General features: G+C 69.3%; 21 protein-coding genes. 3 read left to right on the top strand and 18 right to left on the bottom strand.

The genetic code is table 11. The annotated features are described in order from the left end of the window. The first annotated feature begins 3 nt into the window (after window positions 1-3). Complete coding sequence (locus ACNJ7K_RS19970) at window positions 4-195, top strand: DUF3073 domain-containing protein (protein ID WP_006551813.1); 192 nt, start codon at window positions 4-6, stop codon at window positions 193-195. 225 nt (window positions 196-420) lie between these two features. On the opposite strand, the gene purM is transcribed toward ACNJ7K_RS19970, so the two are convergent. The 16 genes from purM to ACNJ7K_RS19890 all read right to left on the bottom strand — a co-directional run bounded on the left by purM (window position 421) and on the right by ACNJ7K_RS19890 (window position 18,374). Then, window positions 421-1,494: a phosphoribosylformylglycinamidine cyclo-ligase gene (gene purM / locus ACNJ7K_RS19965; protein ID WP_060651890.1), complete on the bottom strand. Its 1,074-nt coding sequence runs from the start codon at window positions 1,492-1,494 to the stop codon at window positions 421-423. 137 nt (window positions 1,495-1,631) lie between these two features. Beyond that, window positions 1,632-3,215 carry an amidophosphoribosyltransferase gene (purF, locus tag ACNJ7K_RS19960; RefSeq protein ID WP_006551815.1) on the bottom strand — a complete coding sequence of 528 codons (1,584 nt, stop codon included), beginning with the start codon at window positions 3,213-3,215 and terminating at the stop codon, window positions 1,632-1,634. A gap of 98 nt (window positions 3,216-3,313) precedes the next feature. After that, entirely contained in the window at window positions 3,314-3,700 is a 387-nt protein-coding gene (locus ACNJ7K_RS19955) for a sterol carrier family protein (protein WP_145691377.1), read from the bottom strand. 11 nt (window positions 3,701-3,711) lie between these two features. Further along, a complete protein-coding gene (locus tag ACNJ7K_RS19950) occupies window positions 3,712-4,302 on the bottom strand; it encodes a CPBP family intramembrane glutamic endopeptidase (protein ID WP_225623805.1) in 591 nt (196 codons plus the stop codon). 98 nt (window positions 4,303-4,400) lie between these two features. Next, window positions 4,401-6,176, bottom strand: a complete 1,776-nt coding sequence (locus ACNJ7K_RS19945; protein WP_487042085.1) for an alpha/beta hydrolase — start codon at window positions 6,174-6,176, stop codon at window positions 4,401-4,403. Between the two features lie 2 nt (window positions 6,177-6,178). Continuing rightward, window positions 6,179-8,458, bottom strand: coding sequence for a phosphoribosylformylglycinamidine synthase subunit PurL (gene purL / locus ACNJ7K_RS19940; RefSeq protein ID WP_085469198.1), 2,280 nt, complete (start codon window positions 8,456-8,458; stop codon window positions 6,179-6,181). A 67-nt stretch (window positions 8,459-8,525) separates the two neighbouring features. Beyond that, window positions 8,526-9,200, bottom strand: coding sequence for a Uma2 family endonuclease (locus tag ACNJ7K_RS19935; protein WP_225623722.1), 675 nt, complete (start codon window positions 9,198-9,200; stop codon window positions 8,526-8,528). Further along, window positions 9,197-10,492, bottom strand: a complete 1,296-nt coding sequence (locus ACNJ7K_RS19930; protein ID WP_230788204.1) for a M18 family aminopeptidase — start codon at window positions 10,490-10,492, stop codon at window positions 9,197-9,199. Before ACNJ7K_RS19930 ends, ACNJ7K_RS19935 begins: the two co-directional genes overlap by 4 nt. 71 nt (window positions 10,493-10,563) lie before the next feature. Beyond that, entirely contained in the window at window positions 10,564-10,914 is a 351-nt protein-coding gene (locus tag ACNJ7K_RS19925) for a VOC family protein (RefSeq protein ID WP_059384290.1), read from the bottom strand. A gap of 268 nt (window positions 10,915-11,182) precedes the next feature. After that, on the bottom strand, window positions 11,183-11,779 hold the full coding sequence (locus ACNJ7K_RS19920; RefSeq protein ID WP_159416689.1) for a TetR/AcrR family transcriptional regulator: 597 nt from the start codon (window positions 11,777-11,779) through the stop codon (window positions 11,183-11,185). A gap of 72 nt (window positions 11,780-11,851) precedes the next feature. Continuing rightward, window positions 11,852-14,098 carry a cytochrome P450 gene (locus ACNJ7K_RS19915; RefSeq protein ID WP_159416690.1) on the bottom strand — a complete coding sequence of 749 codons (2,247 nt, stop codon included), beginning with the start codon at window positions 14,096-14,098 and terminating at the stop codon, window positions 11,852-11,854. Window positions 14,099-14,147: 49 nt separating this feature from the next. Further along, entirely contained in the window at window positions 14,148-15,320 is a 1,173-nt protein-coding gene (locus tag ACNJ7K_RS19910) for a serine hydrolase domain-containing protein (protein ID WP_159416691.1), read from the bottom strand. A gap of 46 nt (window positions 15,321-15,366) precedes the next feature. Further along, window positions 15,367-16,176 (bottom strand): SDR family NAD(P)-dependent oxidoreductase, encoded by an 810-nt coding sequence (locus ACNJ7K_RS19905; protein WP_159416692.1) that lies wholly within the window; start codon window positions 16,174-16,176, stop codon window positions 15,367-15,369. A 261-nt stretch (window positions 16,177-16,437) separates the two neighbouring features. Further along, window positions 16,438-17,115 (bottom strand): phosphoribosylformylglycinamidine synthase subunit PurQ, encoded by a 678-nt coding sequence (purQ, locus tag ACNJ7K_RS19900; protein WP_120281456.1) that lies wholly within the window; start codon window positions 17,113-17,115, stop codon window positions 16,438-16,440. Further along, the gene (purS, locus tag ACNJ7K_RS19895; RefSeq protein ID WP_006551824.1) at window positions 17,112-17,357 is read right to left on the bottom strand and encodes a phosphoribosylformylglycinamidine synthase subunit PurS; all 246 of its coding nucleotides are present in this window, start codon (window positions 17,355-17,357) and stop codon (window positions 17,112-17,114) included. The genes purQ and purS overlap by 4 nt, the downstream gene beginning before the upstream one ends. A 126-nt stretch (window positions 17,358-17,483) precedes the next feature. Beyond that, a complete protein-coding gene (locus ACNJ7K_RS19890; protein ID WP_159416693.1) occupies window positions 17,484-18,374 on the bottom strand; it encodes an LLM class flavin-dependent oxidoreductase in 891 nt (296 codons plus the stop codon). A gap of 30 nt (window positions 18,375-18,404) precedes the next feature. Here ACNJ7K_RS19890 and ACNJ7K_RS19885 point away from each other — a divergent pair, with 30 nt between their 5' ends. After that, window positions 18,405-19,049: an MBL fold metallo-hydrolase gene (locus tag ACNJ7K_RS19885; protein ID WP_006551826.1), complete on the top strand. Its 645-nt coding sequence runs from the start codon at window positions 18,405-18,407 to the stop codon at window positions 19,047-19,049. A gap of 94 nt (window positions 19,050-19,143) precedes the next feature. Here ACNJ7K_RS19885 and ACNJ7K_RS19880 read toward each other — a convergent pair whose 3' ends face one another. Both ACNJ7K_RS19880 and ACNJ7K_RS19875 read right to left on the bottom strand, forming a co-directional pair. Continuing rightward, window positions 19,144-20,787 (bottom strand): FAD-binding dehydrogenase, encoded by a 1,644-nt coding sequence (locus ACNJ7K_RS19880; protein WP_159416694.1) that lies wholly within the window; start codon window positions 20,785-20,787, stop codon window positions 19,144-19,146. Window positions 20,788-20,845: 58 nt separating this feature from the next. Further along, the gene (locus ACNJ7K_RS19875; RefSeq protein WP_159416695.1) at window positions 20,846-21,550 is read right to left on the bottom strand and encodes a DUF2334 domain-containing protein; all 705 of its coding nucleotides are present in this window, start codon (window positions 21,548-21,550) and stop codon (window positions 20,846-20,848) included. Window positions 21,551-21,689: 139 nt separating this feature from the next. Here ACNJ7K_RS19875 and ACNJ7K_RS19870 point away from each other — a divergent pair, with 139 nt between their 5' ends. After that, window positions 21,690-23,816: an oxidoreductase gene (locus ACNJ7K_RS19870; RefSeq protein ID WP_159416696.1), complete on the top strand. Its 2,127-nt coding sequence runs from the start codon at window positions 21,690-21,692 to the stop codon at window positions 23,814-23,816. Window positions 23,817-23,884: the final 68 nt, after the last annotated feature.

Raw genomic sequence — 23,884 nt, 5'->3', positions numbered from 1 at the left:
GCCATGGGCCGCGGCCGGGCTAAGGCAAAGCAGACCAAGGTTGCACGGCAACTCAAGTACAGCTCGCCGTCCACCGACTTCGAGAGCCTCCAGCGAGAGCTGTCTGGCGGAGCAACCAACTCGCAGCGGGACGAAGTCTTCGCCGAGCAACGTTCCGGTTGGGACGACGACTACGACGACGACTGGCGTCGCTGACCTGAATCACTCTCCGACGGAGGGGGAGGCCGATCGTTCGGCTCCCCCTCCGTCGGTGATGTGGTCGGCGTTCGACGCGAGGCCGGACGGCGCTCGTCACCGTCCGCAGCCTTCGAGTCTGTGACTTCCGAGTTCACAACACGGCAGTGAGCCGAAAGGCCGGTCCCCCAGTCTTCCTGGGGGAACCGGCCTTTCGTCGTGTTCGCGTCGGGCGACGCGCGCCCGTCAGAAGCGCGGGTGGTCTCCGAGCAGCACCGCGCGCTCGTCGGCGCCGTCCTGTGCCTTGCGGACCGTGCCGAGCGTCCAGCAGTCGATGTGCCGGGCGGTGAGCACCGCCAGAGCGCGGTCGACGTCCTCGGGGGCCACGATGGCCACCATGCCGACGCCCATGTTGAAGGTCTTCTCCATCTCGACCCGCTCGACCCGTCCGCGCTGCGCGATGAGGCCGAAGACCGGAGCCGGACTCCAGGTGGTGCGGTCGAGCTCGGCGACGAGCCCCTTGGGCATCACGCGCGCGAGGTTCGCGGCGAGGCCGCCACCGGTGACGTGGCAGAAGGTACGCACCTCGGTCTCGGCGGCGAGCGCGAGGCAGTCCTTGGCGTAGATGCGGGTGGGCTCGAGCAGCTCCTCGCCGAGGGTGCGACCGAACTCGTCGACGTGCGCCGTCAGGCTCATCTTGCCGATGTCGAGCAGCACCTTGCGGGCGAGCGAGTAGCCGTTCGAGTGCAGTCCCGAGGCGCCCATCGCGATGACGACGTCGCCGGGGCGCACGCGGTCGGGTCCGAGCAGCTTCTCGGCCTCGACGACACCCACGCCGGTCGCGGACAGGTCGTAGTCGTCGGCGGCCATGACGCCCGGGTGCTCGGCGGTCTCGCCACCGAGCAGCGCGCAACCGGCCTGGACGCAGCCCTCGGCGATGCCGGCGACGATCTCCGCGACCCGCTCGGGCACGACGCGGCCGACGGCGATGTAGTCCTGCAGGAAGAGCGGCTCGGCGCCGCAGACCACGAGGTCGTCGACGACCATGGCGACGAGGTCGAGACCGACCGTGTCGTGCTTGTCGAGCGCCTGTGCCACCGCGAGCTTGGTGCCGACACCGTCGGTGGACGCCGCGAGCAGCGGCTCCTTGTATCCGTCCTTGAGCGCGAACAGACCGGCGAACCCACCCAGGCCGCCCATGACCTCCGGGCGGGTGGCCCTCTTCGCATGCGGGGCGAACAGTTCGACGGCTCGGTCACCGGCCTCGATGTCCACGCCCGCCGCGGCGTAGGAAGCTCCGGGGGTTGCGTCCTCGGTCATGAGTTGTCGGCTCCAGCCTCGAGTTGTGTCTTGTCGTGAAAAATCTGGCTACATGCGGGCAGGCACACCTGCGTCCGGGCATGCGAAACGCACGCCGAACCGTGCCGACCGCGGCACTTACGGTACCCGACCAGCTTCTACGGCCGACTGAGAACGTCCGCGTTGTCGTTGTCCAACACGGTCGGGGTGGCCGAATCGGTGTCGACGACGCCGGCGAGGACGTCCTTGCCCGCCTGATGTTCGCTGGGGAGAGCGATCGGGTAGTGGCCGTCGAAACATGCAGCGCACAAACGGGATGCGGGCTGCTCGGTGGCGCCGATCATGCCGTCGATCGAGATGTAGCCGAGCGAGTCGGCGCCGATCGACCGGCGCACCATCTCGACCATCTCGTCGTAGTCGTGCCCCTCTTCGACGGTGTCGCGGGTGCCCGCACCGTTGGCGATCAACTCGGCCGGCGAGGCGAAGTCGATGCCGTAGAAGCAGGGCCACTTGACCGGCGGCGAGGCGATGCGCACGTGGATCTCGAGGGCACCGGCCTCGCGCAGCATGCGGATCAGGGCGCGCTGGGTGTTGCCGCGCACGATCGAGTCGTCGACGACGACGAGGCGCTTGCCGCGGATCACCTCGCGCAGGGGGTTGAGCTTGAGCCGGATACCGAGCTGGCGGATCGTCTGGCTCGGCTGGATGAAGGTACGGCCGACATAGGCGTTCTTCATCAGGCCCTGGCCGTACGGGATCCCCGAGCCTTGCGCGTAGCCGACGGCGGCCGGGGTGCCCGACTCGGGCACCGGGATGACCAGATCGCCGTCGATCGGGTGTTCCTTCGCGAGCCGGCGGCCGATCTCCACGCGGGTCGCGTGGACGGAGCGACCGGCGATGGTCGAGTCGGGGCGCGCGAGGTAGACGTACTCGAAGACGCAGCCCTTGGGTTCGGGGTTCGCGAAGCGCGACGAGCGGACACCGTCCGCGTCGATCGCGAGCAGTTCACCGGGCTCGATGTCGCGGACGAAGGAGGCACCGACGATGTCGAGGGCGGCGGTCTCGCTGGCGACGACCCAGCCGCGATCGAGGCGTCCGAGGCACAGCGGGCGGATGCCCCAGGGGTCGCGGGCCGCGTAGAGGGTGTGCTCGTCCATGAAGGTCAGGCAGAACGCGCCGCGCAGCTGCGGGAGCAGCTTCATCGCGGCCTCTTCGATCGTGCTGTCCTTCGCGCCGTGGGCGAGCAGCGCACCGACGGTGTCGGAGTCGGAGTTCGCCGCACCGGGCCGTGTGGGATCGAGCACGCCGAGACGGCGTCCGCGTTCGGCGAGTTCGGCGGTGTTGACGAGGTTGCCGTTGTGGCCGAGCGCGACGCCCGAGCCGGCGGCGGTGGTGCGGAAGATCGGCTGCGCGTTCTCCCAGGTCGTGGACCCGGTGGTGGAGTAACGGCAGTGGCCGATGGCGATGTGGCCGGTCATCGCGGCGAGCGTCTGCTCGTCGAAGACCTGGCTGACGAGACCGAGATCCTTGAACACGAGCACCTGTGAACCGTCGGCCACGGCGATGCCCGCAGCTTCCTGTCCGCGGTGCTGCAGCGCATAGAGACCGTAATAAGTGAGCTTCGACACGTCCTCGCCCGGAGCCCACACTCCGAACACTCCGCACTCTTCGCGGGGTTCGTTCTCGGGTTCGGTGGAGGCGAGAAGATTACGTGTGTGGACCGACAGATCGGCACTGGTCACGGACGTGCTCCCTGAGGCTGGACAAGCGGGGCTCCCCCCATTCTACGGGCAGCGCGGGGTGCTCCCTCCCGGACGCCGGGTGTGAACCCCGGCGAACGTCAGAGTCGGGCGATCGGGAGCAGCCGTCCGATCTCCGCTGCGCGCCCACCCGACGCCTCCACCGCACCCGAGTCCACGGCCCCGTCGAAATCGATGCTGCCGACCACCAGACGCAACCATGTCCGCGGATCGGTCTCGACGACGTTCGGCGGTGTCCCCCGTGTGTGACGTGGGCCTTCGATGCACTGGACGGCCACGAACGGCGGCACCCGCACCTCCACACTCGACCCCGGGGCGATCTGTTCGAGGGTGCGGGCACTGAGCCGCACAGCGGCGGCGAGATCGGGGCGCGGCGGCTTCTCGTCGCTCTCCCCCGTCACCCACGGACCCACCCGTTCGAGAGCTGCGCGTAGTTCGGCGGGGTCGACGGGTCTCCGAGGTGCCATGGCAGCACAGCCTAATGAGGTGGACTCGTCGCGATGCCCACCGCGACGGCACCGCCGGCGTTGATCGCCAGGTGCAGGAGCATCGGCGCAACGACACTGCCGCTCCGTCGCCGCAATTCGTCGAACACCACCCCGCTCAGGGCGGTGAGCACGACCGTTCCGGGCACCGAGTCCCCGGCGTGCCGGGCGGGGGCGACGTGCCAGAGCCCGAAGGCGACCGAGGTCAGCACCCGGTGCCACCACCGCGAGGCGCGGCTCGGATGCCACCGCCGCGAAGCGCGGCGAGCCAGGGCGTACAGCACCGATCGGAACATCAGTTCCTCGGCCAGGACCGTGCCGAAGGGGATGTGCACGAAGACCCACTCGGTGTGGTCGGCGCGTCGCGCTCCGGCGGCCATCCGCCGCCGCACGGGCGGGACGGCGAGCATCACCGTGTAGGCCGCGACCGGCAGCACCGCCGAGGTGGTCCCCCACCGCAGGCCCTTCCCTGCCTTGCGCCAGCCGAGCTCGGTTGCGGAGACGCCGACCGCGCGGGTCGCCGCGGCGAGCACGACACCGAATCCGGCGTTCGCGGCAGCCGTGCCGCGCGGACCGAGATCCATCGCCGGGAGGACGAGGTTGTTCCACGCGACCAGCGCGGCGGCGCATCCCGCAGCGGTACAGCTCACGGCGGTGCCACTCACAGCGGCAACTCGCGATGTCACTTCTCGGGCCCGTCGTCCTCGGCGAACGCCTCGAGGGCGATGCGCACCCGCTCGGTGTCGGTCTCGGTCCAATCCTCGGGCTGGGTGATCTCGATCCATCCCTCGAGCACCGCCGACCCGTAGTTGTGGCCGTGCCCGTCGGGCACGCCGGCCGCGTTGGTGAGGTCGGCGGAGACCTGCCAGAAGGTGACGAAGGGGAACCACCGCATCTGCGGCAACCGGTCGTGTCCGGGCGGCTCCGACAGCCAGTCGGGGCGGGAGAACAACAGATCCGGCGACCACCAGACGACGGGATCCGAGGCGTGCTGGATGTAGAGCACGCGCGGCGACAGCCACGGCGTGTCGGGCTCGTGGATCGCCTCCCGGCTGTCGGCGAAGCGTACGACGAGACCGTCCGCGTACACCGGCTGCACTTCGGTCGTGCCGGGATCGCGGCGCTCGACGAGCTGCCGCCACAGACGGTTGGAGTTGGGCGGGCCCACCCACAGCACCCCGTCCATCTGGGCGCGGATCTCGGCGAGACTGTCGAAGGCGCCCTCCCCCGACTGCGTGCCGAGGCTCTCGCCGTAGAGGAACAGATCGGGGCGGTCGCCCTCGGGCAGCTGCGACCAGCGTTCGTGCACCCGCTCGATCAGCATCTTGCCTGCGGCAGCGGCCTTCTCGCGGTCGGCGAGGAAGGAGATCCAACTCGGGAGGTAGGAGTACTGCCAGGCCACCATCGCCAGGTCGCCGTTGTGGACGAGCTCCATCGCGCGGGCCGCGGTGGGATTGACCCAGCCGGTGCCGGTAGTGGGGATCAGGACGAGCGTCGAGCGGTCGAAGGCACCGGTCCGTTCGAGTTCTGCGAGGACGAGGTCGATGCGTTCTTCCGGGGTGGGTGCGGTGTCGAGACCGACGTACACCCGGATCGGTTCCGGTGCGGGACTGCCGTTGACGGCGGTCAGTTCCTCGGCGTCGAGTCCTCGCGAGACGAAGTTGCGACCCTCGAATCCGAGCGTCTCCCACGGCGCGAGGGATTCGGGGCTACCGGACTTGGCGGGATCGATGGGTTGGATCGCGCCGGGACGGGTGGTGTCGTCCTGCAGGCCGAACGCCTGGTTGACGATGGCGTAGGTGCCGCGGATGAGCACGCCGTCGATGAGCATGAAGGTGGCGAGGACCACGACGAGAACGCCCAGCGTGCGGGCGAGACCGAGCGGCATCCGGGTGCGGCGCATGAGCAGCATCGACACCCAGCGGACGATGTCGCGCAGCCCGCGCCACAGCGCGATGAGGGCGGCCGCGACCGCGACGCTCAGCACGATGGTGCGTAGATATCCCGAGGTCGTGGTGCCCTCGACACCCATGAGGGCTGCGAGCTGGCGTTGCTCGCCGGCGGAGAGCACGAGCGCGACGAGCGACGCGAGAACGGCCGCGACCGGAACCGCGACCTTGATGGCACGCAGGACCGGGAGCGGCGGCGGCCACCACCTCCGCCCGGGGAGCAGGAAGCGTGCCACGACCCAGCCCACGATGCATCCGACGCCGTACCCGATCGCGGCGTTGATGCCGCCGATCAGGCCCTGGAAGAGCCAGTCGCGCGGGAGCAGCGACGGCGTCAGCGACCAGCAGAAGAAGAGCGCGGCGAAGGCGACGCCCGTGAAGTCCAGGCTGAGCCACCCCCACACCCGTGCGGTGAGGGGGTGGCGCTCACCGAAGTCGGTGACCGCAGCGATGATCCGGCCCTGCCGGGCCTCGAACGCCGCCAGCCGATCGACCTGGGTGGCCGGCACGGTTACCCGAACAGGGCAGGCAGGGTCCCTTCCCACACCTCGCGCAGCTCGGTCATGGGGATCGAGAACAGGCCCTGGACCTCGACGGAGTCGGATCCCTCGTCGACGACACCGATGCGCACCCACGGCATGTTGCGTGCGGTGCACATACCGGTGAAGCGCGACTCCTCGGTGCGCGGTACGGCCACGAGCACGCGGCCGGCCGACTCGGAGAACAGCGTCACGAACGGATCGGCGCCCTCGGGGATCAGCACGCGGCAGCCGGTCTCACCCGCGAGCGCGGCCTCGACGACGGCCTGCGCGAGGCCACCCTCGGACAGGTCGTGCGCGGCGGAGATCAGGCCGTCGCGCGAACCGGCGGTGAGGATCTCCGACAGCAGCCGCTCACGGTCGAGATCGACCTTCGGCGGGACACCACCGAGATGGTCGTGCTCGACCTGCGCCCAGATGGAGCCGTCGAACTCGTCGCGGGTCTCACCGAGCAGGATCAGCGTCTCGCCCGGCTCGAGGCCGATGCCGGTGGGGATGCGGCGGTGCACGTCGTCGATCACACCGAGCACGGCGACGACCGGGGTCGGCAGGATCGCGGTGGCGCCGGTCTGGTTGTAGAAGCTGACGTTGCCGCCGGTGACGGGGATGCCGAGCTTCGCGCAGCCGTCCGCGAGGCCGCGCACGGCCTGCTGGAACTGCCACATCACGCCCGGATCCTCGGGCGAACCGAAGTTCAGGCAGTTCGAGACGGCCTTCGGCGTCGAGCCGGTGACGGCGACGTTGCGGTAGGCCTCGGCGAGGGCGAGCTGGGCGCCCGCGTACGGATCGAGCTGCGTGTAGCGGCCCGAGGCGTCGGTCGCGAGCGCGATGCCGCGGCCGGTCTCCTCGTCGATGCGGACCACACCGGCGTCGGCGTTCTCGGCGAGCACAGTGTTGCCGCGCACGTAGCGGTCGTACTGCTCGGTGATCCACTTGCGGCTGCACAGCGCCGGCGACGCGAGCATCTTCAGCAGCGTCTCGCGCAGCTCGTCGGCGGTCTGCGGACGCTTCAGACCGGCGGTGGTGTTCGCGATCAGCGCGTCCTGCGAGGCCGGACGCTCGACGGGACGCTCGTAGACCGGGCCCTCGTGCGCGACCGTGCGCGGCGGCACGTCGACGACGGTCTCGCCGTGCCAGTCGATGACGAGGTGGTCGCCGTCGGTGACCTCACCGATGACGGTGGCCAGGACGTCCCACTTCTTGCAGACGTCCATGAAGGCGTCGACGTTGTCGGGCGTGACGACCGCGCACATGCGTTCCTGCGACTCCGAGGACAGCACCTCGGCCGGGGTCATGCCCTTCGCGCGCGTCGGGACACGCTCGAGGTTGATGTGCATGCCACCGTCGCCGGCGGCGGCGAGCTCGGACGTCGCGCAGGACAGACCGGCGCCGCCGAGGTCCTGGATGCCGACGACGAGCTTCTCGCGGTAGAGGTCGAGGCAGCACTCGATGAGCACCTTCTCGGTGAAGGGGTCGCCCACCTGCACGCTCGGAAGCTTCTTGGGGCGACCACCGGCGCTGTCGTCGAAGGTCTCGGAGGCGAGAACGGACACGCCGCCGATGCCGTCGAGACCGGTGCGGGCGCCGAACAGGATGACCTTGTTACCCGTGCCGGAAGCGTGGGCGAGGTGCAGGTCCTCCACGCGCATCGCACCCGCGCACAGCGCGTTCACGAGCGGGTTGCCCTGGTAGGAGGCGTCGAAGACGGTCTCGCCACCGACGTTGGGCAGACCCAGGGAGTTGCCGTAGCCGCCGACACCGCGCACGACACCGTCGACGACGCGACGGGTGTCGGGGTGATCGGCCGCGCCGAAGCGGAGCTGGTCCATCACGGCGATCGGGCGGGCGCCCATGGCCATGATGTCGCGGACGATGCCGCCCACGCCGGTCGCGGCGCCCTGGTACGGCTCGATGTACGACGGATGGTTGTGCGACTCGACCTTGAAGGTGACGGCCCAGCCGTCGCCGATGTCGACGACACCGGCGTTCTCACCGATGCCGGCGAGCATCGACTCGCGCATCTCGTCGGTGGTGGTCTCGCCGAAGTAGCGCAGGTGCACCTTCGACGACTTGTAGGAGCAGTGCTCGGACCACATCACCGAGTACATGGCGAGTTCGGCGTCGGTGGGGCGACGGCCCAGGATCTCCTTGATCCGGGTGTACTCGTCTTCCTTCAGACCCAGCTCCCGATAGGGCTGAGCGGCGTCGGGGGTTTCGGCGGCGTGGGAGACGGTATCCACGTGCGGTGACACTGGGCGTCGGGTCCCTTCACTCTGGGATCGAAAACGGCAGGCCGGGCGGGAACTGCCGCGGATCAGTCTATCGCTGCGCAGGCGCGACGGGGTTCACCGGTGCGGGCACGAGCTCCGACGGTGTGACGGCCACCTCGGTGCCCAGCGCATCGAGGGTGACGGTGCCCGAGTGCTCCCCGTCGAATCGGTACCACCCGTCGACGAGCGTGAAGGTCGCGATCACCGGCGGCCCGCCGAGATCGACGATCCAGTACTGCGGGACGCCGGCCTCCGCATATTCGGAGAACTTCGTGACCCGGTCGGTGCGGGCGGTGCCGTCGACGGTGACCTCCACGACCAGCTTCACCTCGGAGATCGGTGCCCGATCGGGGTCGGCGTCGACGAGGGAGCGTCCCACGACGATCACGTCGGGGCACCGCACCGTCAGCGGCTTCTCCGCGACCAGCACCTCGACGCCTCCGAGCGCGCACCATTCGTCGGGCAGCTTTTCGTCGAGGAGCAACGCCAAGGTCACCGCGGCGTGATCGTGCGCCGCCCCCGGCGCGGGCGCAGCGACGAGCACGCCCTCGCACACCTCCACGTGGTGCCCGTCGGATTCGGGCAGGGCCGCCCACTCGGCGAGGGACAGCAGATGATCGGGGTAGGACGGGACGTCCACTGCATTCCCCCGTTCTCTCCGACCGGACACGACCGTCTTCAGTGTGTCACCGGCGGGTGCTTCGGGGCGGGCGAACGCGGTCACGATGCCGGGGTCAGGAAAGCGGTCAGGGCCTGCGCATAGCTCGTCACGTCGTCCGCGCCCATGAACTCGCGCGCCGAGTGCATGGCGAGTTGTGGGGCGCCGACGTCGACGGTCGTGATGCCGGTCCTCGACGCGGTGATCGGGCCGATCGTCGAGCCGCACGGCAGGTCGGCGCGGTGCACGTACCGCTGCAGCGGGACTCCCGCCTGCTCGCAGGCCAGCGCGAAGGCTCCGGCGCCGGTCGCGTCGCTCGCGTACCGCAGGTTCTGGTTCACCTTCAGGACCGGTCCGCCGTTCACCGCGATGCGGTGAGCGGGTTCGTGCCGCTCGGGATAGTTGGGGTGCGTGGCGTGCGCCATGTCGCCCGACGCGACGATCGAGCCGGCGCGGGCGCGGAGGAACTCCTCGCGTCCGCCGCCCCGGAGCAGGACGATCCGTTCGAGGACGGTGTTGAGCAGTTCCGAGAAGGCGCCGCGGTCGGACATGCTGCCGACCTCCTCGTGGTCGAACAGGGCGAGGAGCGGCATCGGGCCACCGTGAGCTGCGACGTGCTCCGCGGCGTCGAGCAGGGCGTGCAGTCCGGCGTAGCAGGTGCCCTGGTTGTCGAGACGCGGAGCGCTGACCAGGTCGCGGCCCGGCCCGACGACCGCGCTCGGCGCAAGGTCGTGGGTCATCAGCTCCCAGCCGAGCACCGCGCCCGGGTCGATACCGTGCTGCTCGGCGACCCACGCGATGAACGAGCGCGGTTCGGTGCCGACCCCCCAGACGCCGTTCACGTGGCGCTGCGGGTCGAGCTGGACGCCCTTGCGGTCCTCGGACAGGTGGATGGCGAGCTGCGGGACCCGCAGGACCGGCGCGTCGACGCGGACGAGGACGTCCTCGGTCGTCTCCCCCGCGCGCACGGTGAAGCGCCCGGAGATCCCGAGGTCGCGGTCGAGCCACGAGTTGAGCCACGCACCGCCGTACGGTTCGAGCCCCACCATCCGCCAGCCCGCCGACGTGAGGTCGGGATGCTGCTTGACCCGCAGGTTGGGGCTGTCGGTGTGCCCACCGACGATGCGGAAGGGCGCGGCCGGATCGTCGGCGACACCCTCGGTGCTCCACGCGATCAGCGACCCGCCGCGCACCAGGAAGAAGCGTCCCGGTTCGGAGGGCCAGGCCTGCTGCTCGTGCAGTTCGGCGAAGCCCGCTTCGGTCAGCGCCGCGGCGACGGTGGCGCAGACGTGGAACGGCGACGGCGACAGGTCGACGAAATTACAGAGACCCCGAGCATCGGCACGCGTGGAAGACATGACTGCATCTTCGCATCACGGACAGTGGGAGTGCTGACCGAAAGAGTCGCCCTGCTCTCTCCGCGCCGAGCTCAGTGGCCCTCGGCGACGCAGAACAGGTTGCCCTGGGGGTCGGCGAGCGTCACCCAGCGGAAGTCGTCGCCCATGTTCTCGCGGTGGACCTCCTTCGCGCCGGCCTGCACGAAGCGCTCGACCTCGGCGTCGAGATCGGGAGCGGTGAGATCGAGGTGCACGCGGTTCTTGCCGGGTGTCGGATCGGACACCTTCTGGAAACCGAGCCGGATGCCCTGGGGCAGGGCGACGATGACGAACCAGCCGTCGTTCTCCTGCTCGATGCGGCCGCCCGTACGCTCGGCCCACCACGTCGCGAGCGGAGCCGGATCGGTGGTGTCGAAGGTGATCATCGCGATGGTCGCTGTCATGGCGCGACAGTACTGCCGGGGACCGACACGCAACGCCCGTCGACGGACGTGCCCGATTTGGGTAGTCCTACTCAGGACAGGCCGGCTCGGCTCCGGCAGACTGATCCGCGATGTCGCGCATGGGGGATGACGACGACATCGCGCCCGGGACTTGATCGGGGGGTCGAGCTCCGGGTTGTAGGGACGAGGGATTCCGCAGCCGATCGGGACGGTGGCGGGGTCCCTCGTTCCGTCTCTCCGGCTCCGTGCCTCCGTTCTCCGCGTGGTCTCAGCCCACTCGCTGCAGACAGAACAACCACTGCTCGGCGAGCACCGAGACGAGTTCACGGAAGTTCTCGTCGTGTCCCTGCACGAGCGCGAAGTGGAAGTTCCGGTCCGTCGACATCAGCATCGACGTCACGTGGAGGCGAGCGCGCCGCCGCGCATCCGGATCCGATTGGCGCCCGAGCAGATTCCGCATCCCCTCCGCGACCCGACGGAGCATCGCGAACCACTCGTCCGACACCAGCGCCTCGTGCGACAGCGCCTGTTCCATACTTGCGAACTCGGGGCGGTGCTCACGCCAGAACTCGGCGTGGTCCTCGAGCCACGCGACGACATCGTCGAGTGCGGGATCGACGATCGCGTCGAGTCGTGCGTACGCCTCGGCGATGGGATCCTCGAGCGCCGCCATGTGCGACTGCACGATCTCCGCCTTGGACCGGAAGTGCAGGTAGAAGGTTGCGCGGGAGACCCCGGCGGCCTTGGCGATGGCTTCGGCCGTCGTGGCCGTGTACCCGGCGTCGACGAAGAGCACCCGCGCTGCTTCGACGAGCGCGTCGCGGGTGGCCTGCTTCTGCTCGGCCCTGGTCAGCTTGGCCCGCACCCGTACCTCCTGCGTCTGGTCCGACGGGGAACCCTACCGTGGGCCGAGCACAGGGCAGGGTTCCCCTGCAGGTCAGGCGTCGAGCACGAGCTTCGGGCAGCCCTTCTCCGCTCGCGACACGCAGATCATCATCGTCTCGTTCGCCTCCTGCTCGGTGGCGGTGAGGATCGAGTCGCGATGGTCGGCACGACCGGCGACGATGCGCGTCTCACACGTTCCGCAGGTGCCCTCGAGGCACGACGAGAGCGCGCGGACACCGTGTTCCTCCGCGACCTCGAGGACGGTCCGGTCGGGCGGCACCGTCGCCGTGATACCCGAGACAGCGAACTCGACCTCGAACGCGACGTCGGGTTCGGTCCGGACGATCTGCTTGGCGGCGAATCGTTCGGTGACCAGCGATCCCACGGGCCAGTGCGTGCTCGCCGCCTCGATCGCCTGCAGCAGCGGCTCCGGACCACAGCAGTAGATCAGGGTGTCGTCGGCGGGTTCGGCGAGCAGACCCGCGAGGTCGAGCAGGCCGTACTCGTCCTGCGGACGCACGGTGACCTTGTCGCCGTACCGTTCGAGTTCACCGAGGAACGCCATGGACGCGCGGGTGCGGCCGCCGTACATCAACGACCACTGCGCGCCCTGCGCCTCGACCTGCTCGATCATCGGCAGGATCGGGGTGATGCCGATGCCGCCGGCGACGAAGACGTACCGCTTCGCGGGCCGCAGCGGGAAGTTGTTGCGCGGCAGTCCGACCGTGACGGTCGAACCCTCGTGCAGCCGGTCGTGGACGAAGGTCGATCCGCCGCGCGAGGCGGGCTCGCGCAGCACACCGATCCGCCACCGCGACGCGTCCTGCGGCGACGAGCACAGCGAATACTGACGCACCAGGGCGTCGTCGCCCTCGCCCAGCCGGACCTCGGCGTGCGCGCCGGGCTTCCACTGCGGCAGGGCCTGTCCGTCGGCGTGACCGAGGGTCAGCGAGACGACCCCGTCCGCTTCCTCGCGCCGTTCGAGGACGGTGAGCGAGAAGTGGCGTGCGACGGTCGTCTTCGCGCATTCGACGTCGGCGACGTCCCAGGTGACCGGCAGGGTCCGGCGCACCGGGAGCAGCGCGATCGGCAGGAAGTCCAGAGGCACCTCGGTGGCGGGCCGCAACGAGGGCAGCCGCTCGAACAGCACCTTCAGCGCGGTCGCACCCTGCACGCGGGCGAGTGCCTGCCCGAGGCAGGTGTGCCGGCCCTGGGTGAAGGCGAGGTGGTCCTCCGGATCGGGCCGGTGGATGTCGAACTCGAACGGGCGAGCGGTGCGGGCCGGGTCGGTGTTGGCACTGGCGAGCGCCATCCACACCATGTCGCCCTTCTCGATCTGCGCGCCGCCGAGTTCGATGTCCTGCTCGGCCTGCCGCGCCGCGAAGGTCGAGGACGGGCGGCGTCGCACGGTCTCCTCGAACACCCGCGACCACAGCTCCGGATCGGCGATCGCCTCGGCGAGCACCTCGGGGTTCTGCGCCAGGAACAGCACCGCGTTCGACACCGCCTGCGTCGTCGAGTCGACGCCGGCCATCGCGAATTCCGTGAGGTGCACGGCGATCTGGGCCGACGACAGCATCGGTTCGCCGTCCTTGCCGGTGACGATCGCCATGTCCGAGATGAGATCCGTGCCCGGGTTCTCACGTCGCTCGTCGATGATTCCGCGCAGCACGAGCGTGGCGTCGACGTAGCGCTGCCACACCTGGGTGCGCATCGGCTCGGCCATCGGTTCGGCGGCCGAGGCGAGGATCATGGCGAAGTCGTCGCGGAGCTGCCGCATCATGGCGTCGTGCTCGTAGCCGAGTCCCATGTGCGCCATGATCGTTCCGGTGGTGAGCTCGAGGGCGTATTCGGTGACCAGGTTGGCCGTGCCGTTCGCCTCGAACCGGTCGATGATGCGGTGCGCGCGGGCCTCGATCTCGGGCTGCAGGGCCTGCATGCGCGCCTTGGTGAAGCCGCGCTGCGCGACGAAGCGGTGGTCGGTGTGGCCCGGCGGGTCGGAACCGACGAGCATCTGGGTGATCAGGTTCGGCGGGACGATCGCGCGGAACTGTTCGGGCACGTCGATGGTGCCGGAGTTTCCACCGGAGGTGAACTTCTGCCAGTCGGCGAGCACGGTCTCGACATCGTCGCGGCGGGTGACGATCCACGCATTCAGGTGCGGGTAGAAGAAGACCGGCGTCTCGTCGCGGAACTTCGCGAAATGTGCTGCGGGATCGACGAAGTAGTCGTCACCGAGAGCGTCGAAGCCGTGTGCCACCGGGCAGCGTGGCGCCGGGGCTTCGGGGGTGAGGGTCATGACGGGCTCCCATCCCGGCCGCAGCCGGAACGTTGCAGGGTCGTGTGGTTCAGACGGCCGCGGCAGCAGCCATGGTGGACAGCTTCTGGAACCGGGCGACGTTGTCGCCCTCGTCCATGCAGCCGGCCGAGAGGAAGACGAAGGTCATGTCGAGTTCGGGGTCGACCCAGAACAGCGAGGAGCCGGCGCCGTAGTTGCCGAAGGTGCGGGGCGAGGTGAACGGCCCGAAGAAGGATGCGTGGGATCCGGTGCCGGACAGGGAGAATCCGAGTCCGAAGTTGCCGGGCGGGGTCTCCCATCCACGGGACGCGGCGATGCCCGCGTACAGGTCGTTGGACATCGTGCCGGTCTGCAGGGTGGTGGCCCGGTCCACGACGACCGGAGCGATGAGGTACTCACCGTCGACCTCGCCCTTGCGGCGGAACATCTCGGCGTAGGCGAAGATGTCGTCGACGGTGCTCACGGCACCGACCCAGGGGATCTCCGATTCCTCGCCGATGGCGTCGTTGAGGTCCTCGATGTCGGCGGGCGAGAGCCATCCGTTGTCGGGGACGTACGCCTTGAGCGGCACGGCGTCGGCGCGCCAGGCCTCGGGCAGACCGAAGGCGGTGCGGGTCATCCCGATCGGGTCGAAGATCAGATCCTTCGCCAGGTCGCGGAAGCGCTCGTATCCGTAGACGCGCCGGACCATCTCGCCCATGAGGGCGTGGTTGATCGAAGGCGCGTAGTTGAGGTTGGTGCCGGGTTCGTTGACCACGTCCACCGAGCACAGCGCCTCGATGACGTCGGCGAGCACACCGAAGCGGTCAGGACCGAGGCCGGGGTTCGGGGTGGCCGGCATGCCGGAGCGGTGGGTCAGCAGGTGGTGCAGGTTGATCCGGTCCTTGCGCACGGACCGGAAGACGTCGGTGCCGAAGAACTCGGGGATGATGTCGACGACGCGGGTCGACAGGGCCAACTTGCCCTCACCGAGGGCCCGGTAGGCGAGCGCGTTGGTGAACGACTTCGTCATCGACAGGATGCGGAAGACGTTGTCGTGCCGCATCGGGGTCTCGGTCGCGCGTTCGGCGTAGCCGATGGTCTCGTTCACGGCGATCTCGCCGTGGCGGGCGACGATGATGTTGACGCCGTCGTAATCCCCGCGATCGATGTCGCGGCGGATCTCGTCGGTCAGGCGGGTGAGGGCCTTGCGGTCCAGGGCGCGGGTGGCGAGGGCGGTCATCTTCGACGGTCCTGTTCTCAAAAGTTCTGGTGGGCGGGTACGGCTGTCACATGACGAGGCCGCCGGACGGCGAGAACGTCTGCCCGGTGTAGTAGGCGCCTTCCTCACCGGCGAGGAACAGCACGGTCCGCGCGACCTCCTCGGGGGTGGCGGGCCGTTTGATCGGCTGCAGGGATACGAGGAACTCGTTGAACTCGGGGTCGGTCTGCCGGAACAGCGGGGTGTCGACGGCCCCGGGGGCGAGTGCGTTGACGCGGATGCCGAAGGGCGCGAGTTCGGTCGCGGTCTCACGGGTGAGGCCGAGGACACCGGCCTTCGAGGCCGGGTAGTAGGCCGGCATCGCGACGGACATCAGCGCGGCGGCGGACGAGAAGTTGACGATCGCTCCCCCTCCGGCCTTCTTCATCAGCGGCACGGCGGCGCGGGTGGTGTAGAACGGCCCGTACAGGTTGATCTTGAGGACGCGGTCGAAGTCCTCGTCGGTGACCGACTCGATGAACTCGGGGTGGTGCGGCCGGCCCTCCTTGGCCGCGGTGAAGCCCTTGTAGTTCTCCTCGTTGAGCGCTTCGGCGGCGGCGCGGTTGGGCGTGTTGACCCCCGCGGCGTTCACGAGCACGTCGAGACGGCCCTGCTCGTCGGCGACCTTCGCGAAGGCGGCACGCACGGCATCGGGATCGGCGATGTCGAGGGGAACCGGGCGGGCTCCGGGCAGCGCTGCGAAGTCGCGCTCGAGATTCTCGGCGGAGATGTCCGCCCCGTAGACGACGGCGCCCTGTTCGGCGAACGCCGCAGCGGTGGCCAGACCCATGCCCGACGCGGCACCGGTGACGAAGACGACCTTGTCCTGGAACTGCATTCGATACTCCTCGACGCTCGCGGGCCCATGTGCGACTGCCCGACGGGTCGAAAGCATGGCATTTCGGTAGACGCATGTCTAGCGAAAGTTGTTCCGGATTTCGTAATTCCAGTTCGAGGTCGGTATTTTGCATATGAAATACCTGTAATACACCTGTGAGGCATCAGGTTCGGAGGATTGTCGAACCCCTGGAACGAGCGAAGCCCCCACCGACCCGGGGAGGGTCGATGGGGGCTTCGCCGGAAAATTCCGGTCAGGCGGTCACGCGTTGACGACCGCGTCCAGCACGCTGTAGAACATGCCGAGTCCGTCGTCGCTGGGGCCGGTGAGCGCCTCGGTGGCGTGCTCGGGATGCGGCATGAGACCGACGACCCGGCCGTTCGCCGACGAGATGCCGGCGATGCCGCGCTGCGAACCGTTCGGGTTGTCGCCCGCGAAACGGAACACCACGCGACCTTCACCCTCGAGCTCGTCGAGCACCTTCTCCGATGCCTGGTAACGGCCCTCACCCGACTTGAGCGGGATGAGGATCTCGGCGCCGGCCTCGTAGCGTGAGGTCCACGCGGTGGTGTTCGACTCGACCTTCAGCCACTCGTCGCGGCAGACGAAGTGCAGACCGGCGTTGCGGGTGAGCGCGCCGGGCAGCAGACCCGCCTCGCACAGCACCTGGAAGCCGTTGCAGATGCCGAGGACGGGCATGCCCTTCTGCGCGGCCTCGACAACCTTGCCCATCACCGGCGCGAACCGGGCGATGGCACCGCAACGCAGGTAGTCGCCGTAGGAGAAGCCGCCGGGCACGATCACCGCGTCGACTCCCTTGAGATCGGCGTCCCCGTGCCACAGGCTCACGGCCTCACCACCGGCGAGCTTCACCGCCCGGGAGGCGTCGATGTCGTCGAGCGTGCCCGGGAAGGTGATGACTCCGATGCGTGCGCTCATGCGTCACCGTCGATCCGCCGGATGGCCCAGTCCTCGATCACCGTGTTGGCGAGCAACGACTCGGCGATCTTCTCGAGCTCTTCGTCGCCGACGCTGCCGTCGACCTCGAGTTCGAAACGCTTGCCCTGACGGACGTCGGTCACGCCCGCGAAGCCCAGCCGCGACAGCGCCCCGGTGATGGCCTGACCCTGGGGGTCGAGAATCTCGGCTTTGGGCATGACTTCGACGACGACACGCGCCACGTGCTGCTCCTCGGTAGTAGTGCTGGCGCCCGGGGACGGACACCGGACATCCAGCAGTTTACCGGCCGTGGCCACCGGGACGGGCATCGGCCGAGGTCCCGCTCGTGCGAGACCCGTCACCCCCGTTCAACGCCGCTCGGCAGCAACGAGTTCGCGCACGCGGGGCGCGACCTCACCGGCGAAACGTTCGAGGTCGGACCGCTCGTCGCTGCCGAGGACGAAGGTGCTGGTCCCGTGCCGCAAGGTCAGCTCGGCGAACTGTTCGGCCCACACCTCGGGCGGCCCGTGCAGGAACGACCCGTCCGCGGTGTCCGCGAAGGTGCCGGAGATGTTGTAGAGCCGACGGATCGCGGCGGGATCACGTCCGGCACGGTGAGCGCCCTCGTCGACGAGGGCGCTCATCTCCCCCAGCTTCTCGGCCCCGGCGGCGAACGAGCTCGGCAGCCATCCGTCGGCGGAGCGGCCGGTGACGTCGAGCATCCGCCTGCCGTAGGCGCCGAGCCAGATGCCGAGAGCGTGCGCGGGGAACGGGCCCCGCTTCGCGCCGGTCAACCGGTAGTACGTGCCGTCGACCCGGGCCGCGCCCTTCTCGTCCGACCACAGGGCGCGAATCACTTCGATCGCCTCGATCAGCGCATCGACCGCTTCGCCGGGGCTGCGGTGCGGTCCGCCGTTCGCGGCGACGGCGTCCCAGAAGGCCCCCGATCCGAGACCCAATTCGACGCGACCCCCACTGAGCCGGTCCAGCGAGGCCGCACTCCGCGCAAGGATCACCGGCCCGCGCAGGGGCAGGTTCGCGACATTCGGCGCGACCGTCACGGTCGTGGTGCGCGCAGCGATCCACCCGAGCAACGTCCAGGTGTCGAGGAATCGCGGCTGGTAGGGATGGTCCTGGATCGTCACCAGGTCGAGTCCGGCGCGCTCCGACACCACGGCGAGGTCGACGACGCCCGCCGGGTCGGCGGCGGAGGGCGTGAGGAAACTGCCGAAGCAGAGTTCCTGTCCGTAGTCGGTCATCGGGCTCCTTCCGACGGCATACTCGACGGCATGCAACTGACCCATTTCGGCCATTCCTGCATCCTCGTCGAACACCTCGGCGCGAAGCTCCTTTTCGACCCCGGAAATTTCTCCCACGGGTTCGAGGGCATCACCGGACTCGACGCGATCCTCGTGACCCACCAGCATCCCGACCACGCCGACACCACCCGGCTGCCCGCGCTCCTCGAGGCCAATCCCGGAGCGCAGCTGTTCTCCGACCCGCAGTCGGCGAACCTGCTCGACGGTGACTGGACCGCGGTGCGTCCCGGCGACTCCTTCTCGGTGGGTTCGCTGACCGTGCGCGGCACCGGCGGACGGCACGCGGTGATCCACCCCGACATGCCCGTCATCGACAACACGGCCTTCCTCGTCGGCGACGACGAGAATCCGTCGCGGCTGCTGCACCCCGGCGACTCGCTGTACATCCCGCACGAGCGCGTCGACGTGCTGGCCCTGCCGTCGACCGCGCCGTGGCTCAAGATCTGGGAGGCGATCGACTACCTGCGCGCGGTGAATCCGCGGGTCGCCGTGCCGATCCACCAGGGCATCGTCAACGACAACGGTCGCGGCATCTTCTACGGCCGGTACAGCGAGATGGCGCCGGAGGGCACCGAGTTCCGCGTGCTGCCGCACGAGGACGGAGTCGAGGTCTGACGCTTCGGAGCGCGAAACGGTCGTCTGCGCGGGATGTTTCGCGCTCCTACGACCGTTTCGCGCTCTGCTGTCTCGGTCGACGCCGACGGGAGGTTCAGCGGGCGGCGGCTCGACCTGCCGCCCGGCCCGAGAAGATGCACCCGCCGAGGAAGGTGCCCTCGAGCGACCGGTAGCCGTGGACGCCGCCACCACCGAAGCCGGCGACCTCACCGGCCGCGAAGAGGCCGTCGAAGACCGACCCGTCCGACCGCAGGACGCGCGAGGACAGGTCGGTCTCGAGTCCGCCGAGCGTCTTACGGGTGAGCAGGTGCAGCTTGACCGCGATGAGCGGGCCGGCCTTGGGGTCGAGGATCCGGTGCGGCGCGGCGATGCGGACGACGCGATCGGGTGCGTAGGCGCGCGCCGAGCGAACCGCCGCGACCTGCAGGTCCTTGGTGTACTTGTTGTCCATCTCGCGGTCGCGGGCCTCGACCACCGAACGCACCTGCTCGTAGTCGAGCGGCGCCTCGGGGGTGAGTTCGTTCATGCCCGCGACGAGATCGGCGAGCGTGTCGCGGACGACGAAGTCGACACCGCGCTCCTTGAAGGCCTCGACCGGTCCGGGTGCACCCGACCTGACCCGCTGCAGCAGCAGGCGGAGGCTGCGCCCGGTGAGGTCGGGATTCTGCTCGGAGCCGGAGAGCCCGAATTCCTTCTCGATGATCTTCTGGTCGAGCACGAACCAGGTGTGGTCGTAACCCGTGCTCACGATGTACTCGAGGGTGCCGAGCGTGTCGAAGCCGGGGAACAACGGCACCGGCAACCGATTGCCGGTGGCGTCGAGCCACAGCGAGGACGGGCCGGGCAGAATGCGGATGCCGTGATCGGGCCACACCGGGTCGTAGTTGGTGATGCCCTCGGTGTAGTGCCACATGCGGTCGCGGTTGACGATGTTCCCGCCGGCCTTCTCGGTGATCTCGAGCATCCGGCCGTCGACGTGGGCGGGCACACCGCTGAGCATGTGCTTCGGCGGCTCCCCCATCCGCTTCGGCCAGTTCTTCTTCACGAGGTCGTAGTTGCCGCCGATACCGCCGGAGGTAACGATGACGGCTCCGGCGGAGAACTCGAAGTCCCCGACGACGGCGCGGGAGGACGCCACGCCACGCGGCGCGTCGGTGGGTTCGAGGATCGCCCCGCGCACACCGGTGGCGGCGCCGTCGGTGACGACGAGTTCGTCGACCCGGTGGCGGTGCTTCAGCGTGACGAGTCCGCGTTCGACGCCTTCGCGGAGCTTGCGCTCGAAGATCTCGACGAGGCCCGGACCGGTGCCCCAGGTGATGTGGAATCGCGGGACCGAGTTGCCGTGCCCTGCAGCGTCGTACCCGCCACGTTCGGCCCAGTTGACCATCGGGAAGATCTTCAGGCCGCGCTGCTTCAGCCAGGCGTGTTTCTCCCCCGCGGCGAACTCGACATAGGCCTGCGCCCAGCGTCGCGGCCAGCGGTCCTCGATCTCGCGGTCGAAGCCGGCGGTGCCCATCCAGTCCTGCAGGGCGAGCTCGTAGGAGTCCTTGATACCGAGTCGTCTCTGTTCGGGGCTGTCGACGAAGAACAACCCACCGAACGACCAGAAGGCCTGCCCACCAATGTTGTTCGAGTTCTCCTGATCGACCAGCAGAACCTTACGACCGGCGTCGATCAGTTCACCGACCGCCACGAGCCCCGCGAGTCCCGCCCCCACCACGATCACGTCAGCGTCCATGGCCGCCAACATTACCGAGCGGAAGCCGCGACCGGGAGCACCCGGGAGGCCGGCGGGATCATGCCGCGGTGGTACCTGCGGGGCGCCGCTGCCAACTGTAGACGGCCGGCTCTGCACCGTGGTGCAGAGCGATGTCCACGGCGTCGAGGATCGCCTGCCGAGGTCCGGACTCGGCGAGCCGGGGAGCCGCGATCGCCAGCCGGAGCACTTCACCCCGCCGCGCGACCCGCGACGCTCCGATCACCATCGCCCGGCACCACCACGGCTCCGACTTCGCACCGTCACCGATGCCGTACACCCGCGTTCTCGTCACGGTGCCCGCCGCGAGATCGCGGATTCCGGCGACGTCCGCCATCATCCGGAAACCGACCTGCGGAAGTGCAGCCACAGCTCCGGGCGAGGCGACCCACCGCGGAGGCGCGAACAGTCGCGTGCGGAGTCCTGTCTCCTCGAGCACGCGGTCAGCCGCGAGCAGGCGCAGCCGAGCCTCGTGTTCGGGCAACATGGCGAACTCGGCGCGACGACGCTTCGTCGCAGCCTGGTCGTAGCCGTGCAGCACGATCGCGTCGCCGCCCTCGCGTCGTTCGAGCAGCCATTCCTGCGTCGCCGGATCGCGCACGAGACGGTAGTGGTCCTTCAGGCGGGGAGCGACGAGCAGCGACAACGGCACACCACGCGCATCCATCTCGCGCGCGAAGTCGTTCACGACATCACGCGTGACGTCCCGGATCCCCGACACCGACACGATCATCCGTCCGCTCATGACCCCGAGCCTGCCCCGCGCGGGTTAACAGCACCCTGCCCACCAGAGGAAGTCTCGGTGAAACCCGGCCGGACCAGCTCGCATCCCGCTCATCGAGATTGTGTCGGCGACCACATCGAGGCGGGCATACCGTCCGGGCGTGACAGTCCCGAACCAGACCTATACGCGCCTTCTCTCCCCCGGCACCATCGGGCCGATCACCCTGGACAACCGCGTAGTGATGCCCGCCATGGACATGAACCTCTGCGAGGACGGGGAGATCGAGCAGGGCGACATCGATCATTTCGTCGCCCGCGCGGCCGGAGGCACCGGGCTGATCATCACCGGATGCTGCGCGGTCGCCTATCCGGCGGGATGCGCCAGCACGAAGGAACCCGGCCTGTCCGAGGACCGGTTCGTCCCCGGTCTCCGTGCGCTGGCCGACGCCGTCCACGAGGCCGGCAGCAAGCTGTGCGTGCAGATGGTGCATCACGGCAAGGTCGCTCGTATCGACACCCTGCAGGGCCGTCCGCAACTGGTACCGAGCATCCCGAAGCCGCCGAGCGACATGAGCGCGATGGCGGACTGCACCCCCGAGGAGCTGCAGCGCATGGCTGCGATCCAGGGCGGCAAACAGGCCACCTACAACGAAGCCACCGAAACCGACATCCAGTGGCTGATCCGCATGTTCGCCGAGGCAGCGGGCCGGGTCGCTGCCGCCGGAGCGGACGCCGTCGAGATCCACGCCGCCCACAACTACGTGCTCGGCGCCTTCCTCAGCCGCTACACGAACCGGCGCACCGACGAGTACGGCGGGTCGCTGGAGAACCGGGCCCGGCTGACCTGCGAGGTGATCCGCGCGGTCAAGGACCGGGTCGGCGACCGCCTCGCCGTCATCGTGCGCCTGGCAGGGCAGGAATACGGCGAAACGGACGGCCTGACCGTCGAGGAATCCGCCGCTGCCGCAGTGCTGTTCGAGCAGGCCGGCGCCGACGCCCTCCACGTCACGGGCACCGCGCTCAACGCGTTCGCGAATTTCACCGACGGCCCGTTGCCGGACAAGGTCGGCTTCTACACCTCCGACGCCGCGGTCATCAAGCGCGCGGTGTCCATCCCCGTCATCACCGTCGGCCGCATGCTGCCGGAAGTCGGCGAGCGGATGATCGCCGAGGGCGTCACGGACTTCGTCGCGATGGGCCGTCAGTTGCTGGCCGATCCCGCGCTCGTCGCCAAGCTGAAAGAGGGGCGCAGCGAACAGATCCGCCCGTGCATCAACTGCTACGTATGCGTGCAGGAGAACTTCTGGGACGCCACGCCCATCTGCGCGGTCAACCCGGCTCTGGGCAACGAGACGCTCGTGCCGTTCGTCCGCACTGCGGCGCCGAAGCACGTCGTCGTGGTCGGTGCCGGTCCGGGCGGGCTCGAGACTGCGCGGGTCGCCACCGAGCGCGGGCACCGCGTCACCGTCGTGGACAAGAGCGACCGGATCGGCGGGACTCTGTGGTTCTCGACCCTCACCACCCCCGACAACGAACGGTTGCTGAAGTGGCTCACAGCCGAGGTCACCCGCCTCGGCATCGATGTGCGACTCGGCACCGAGGCCACCGCCGCATCGATCCGTGCCCTGGATCCGGACGTCGTGGTCGTCGCGACGGGCGCGGTGCGGGAGCGTCCCACCGTGCCGGGCGGGGACCTGCCGCACGTGCACACCGGCGACAGTATGCGTGCGCTCATGACGGGCGCGGGCGACGTCTCCGGCCAGTCGCCTGTGCTGCGGGTGATGGGCCGGTTGGGCAAGCTCGCGGGTATCACCACGAGCCCTCGGAGGATCCGCGATCTGAGCCGACGGTTCCTGCGTTTCCTGCCGATGGCGAGGGACGTCGTCGTGATCGGCGGGTCGCTCGTCGGCCTCGAACTGGCCGAGTTCATGGCCGAGCGCGGCAGCCGGGTGACCCTGCTCGCCGAGGGGCAACAGCTCGGGGTGCCGATGGCGATGCCGCGCCGGTGGACTGCCGTCAAGCACGCGCGCGAGGTGGGTCTCGAGGTCCATCGCAACACGACCGTTCGGCGCATCACGCGGAAGACGGTGGAGTTCACGGTCGGTGGGGAGACGAAGTCGGTGCGCGCCCGGATGGTCGTCGTCGCGTCCGGGGTGTCGGCGGCGGCACCGCTCGCCGACGAGCTGGCCGGCTCGGGCATCGACGTCCGCGTCGTCGGGGACGCGGGTCGGGTCGACTACATCGAGGGCGCCGTCCACAGTGCCTGGAAGGTGGCAACCGACCTGTGAAGCTGCAGGTGGCAACCGACCTGTGAAGCGGCAGGTTGCGACCGAGCTGTGAAAGCAGCGGGTGGCGG

Source organism: Rhodococcus shunpengi (assembly GCF_048381395.1).
Lineage (GTDB): Bacteria > Actinomycetota > Actinomycetes > Mycobacteriales > Mycobacteriaceae > Rhodococcus.
This window is presented reverse-complemented; position numbering and strand designations above follow the sequence as displayed.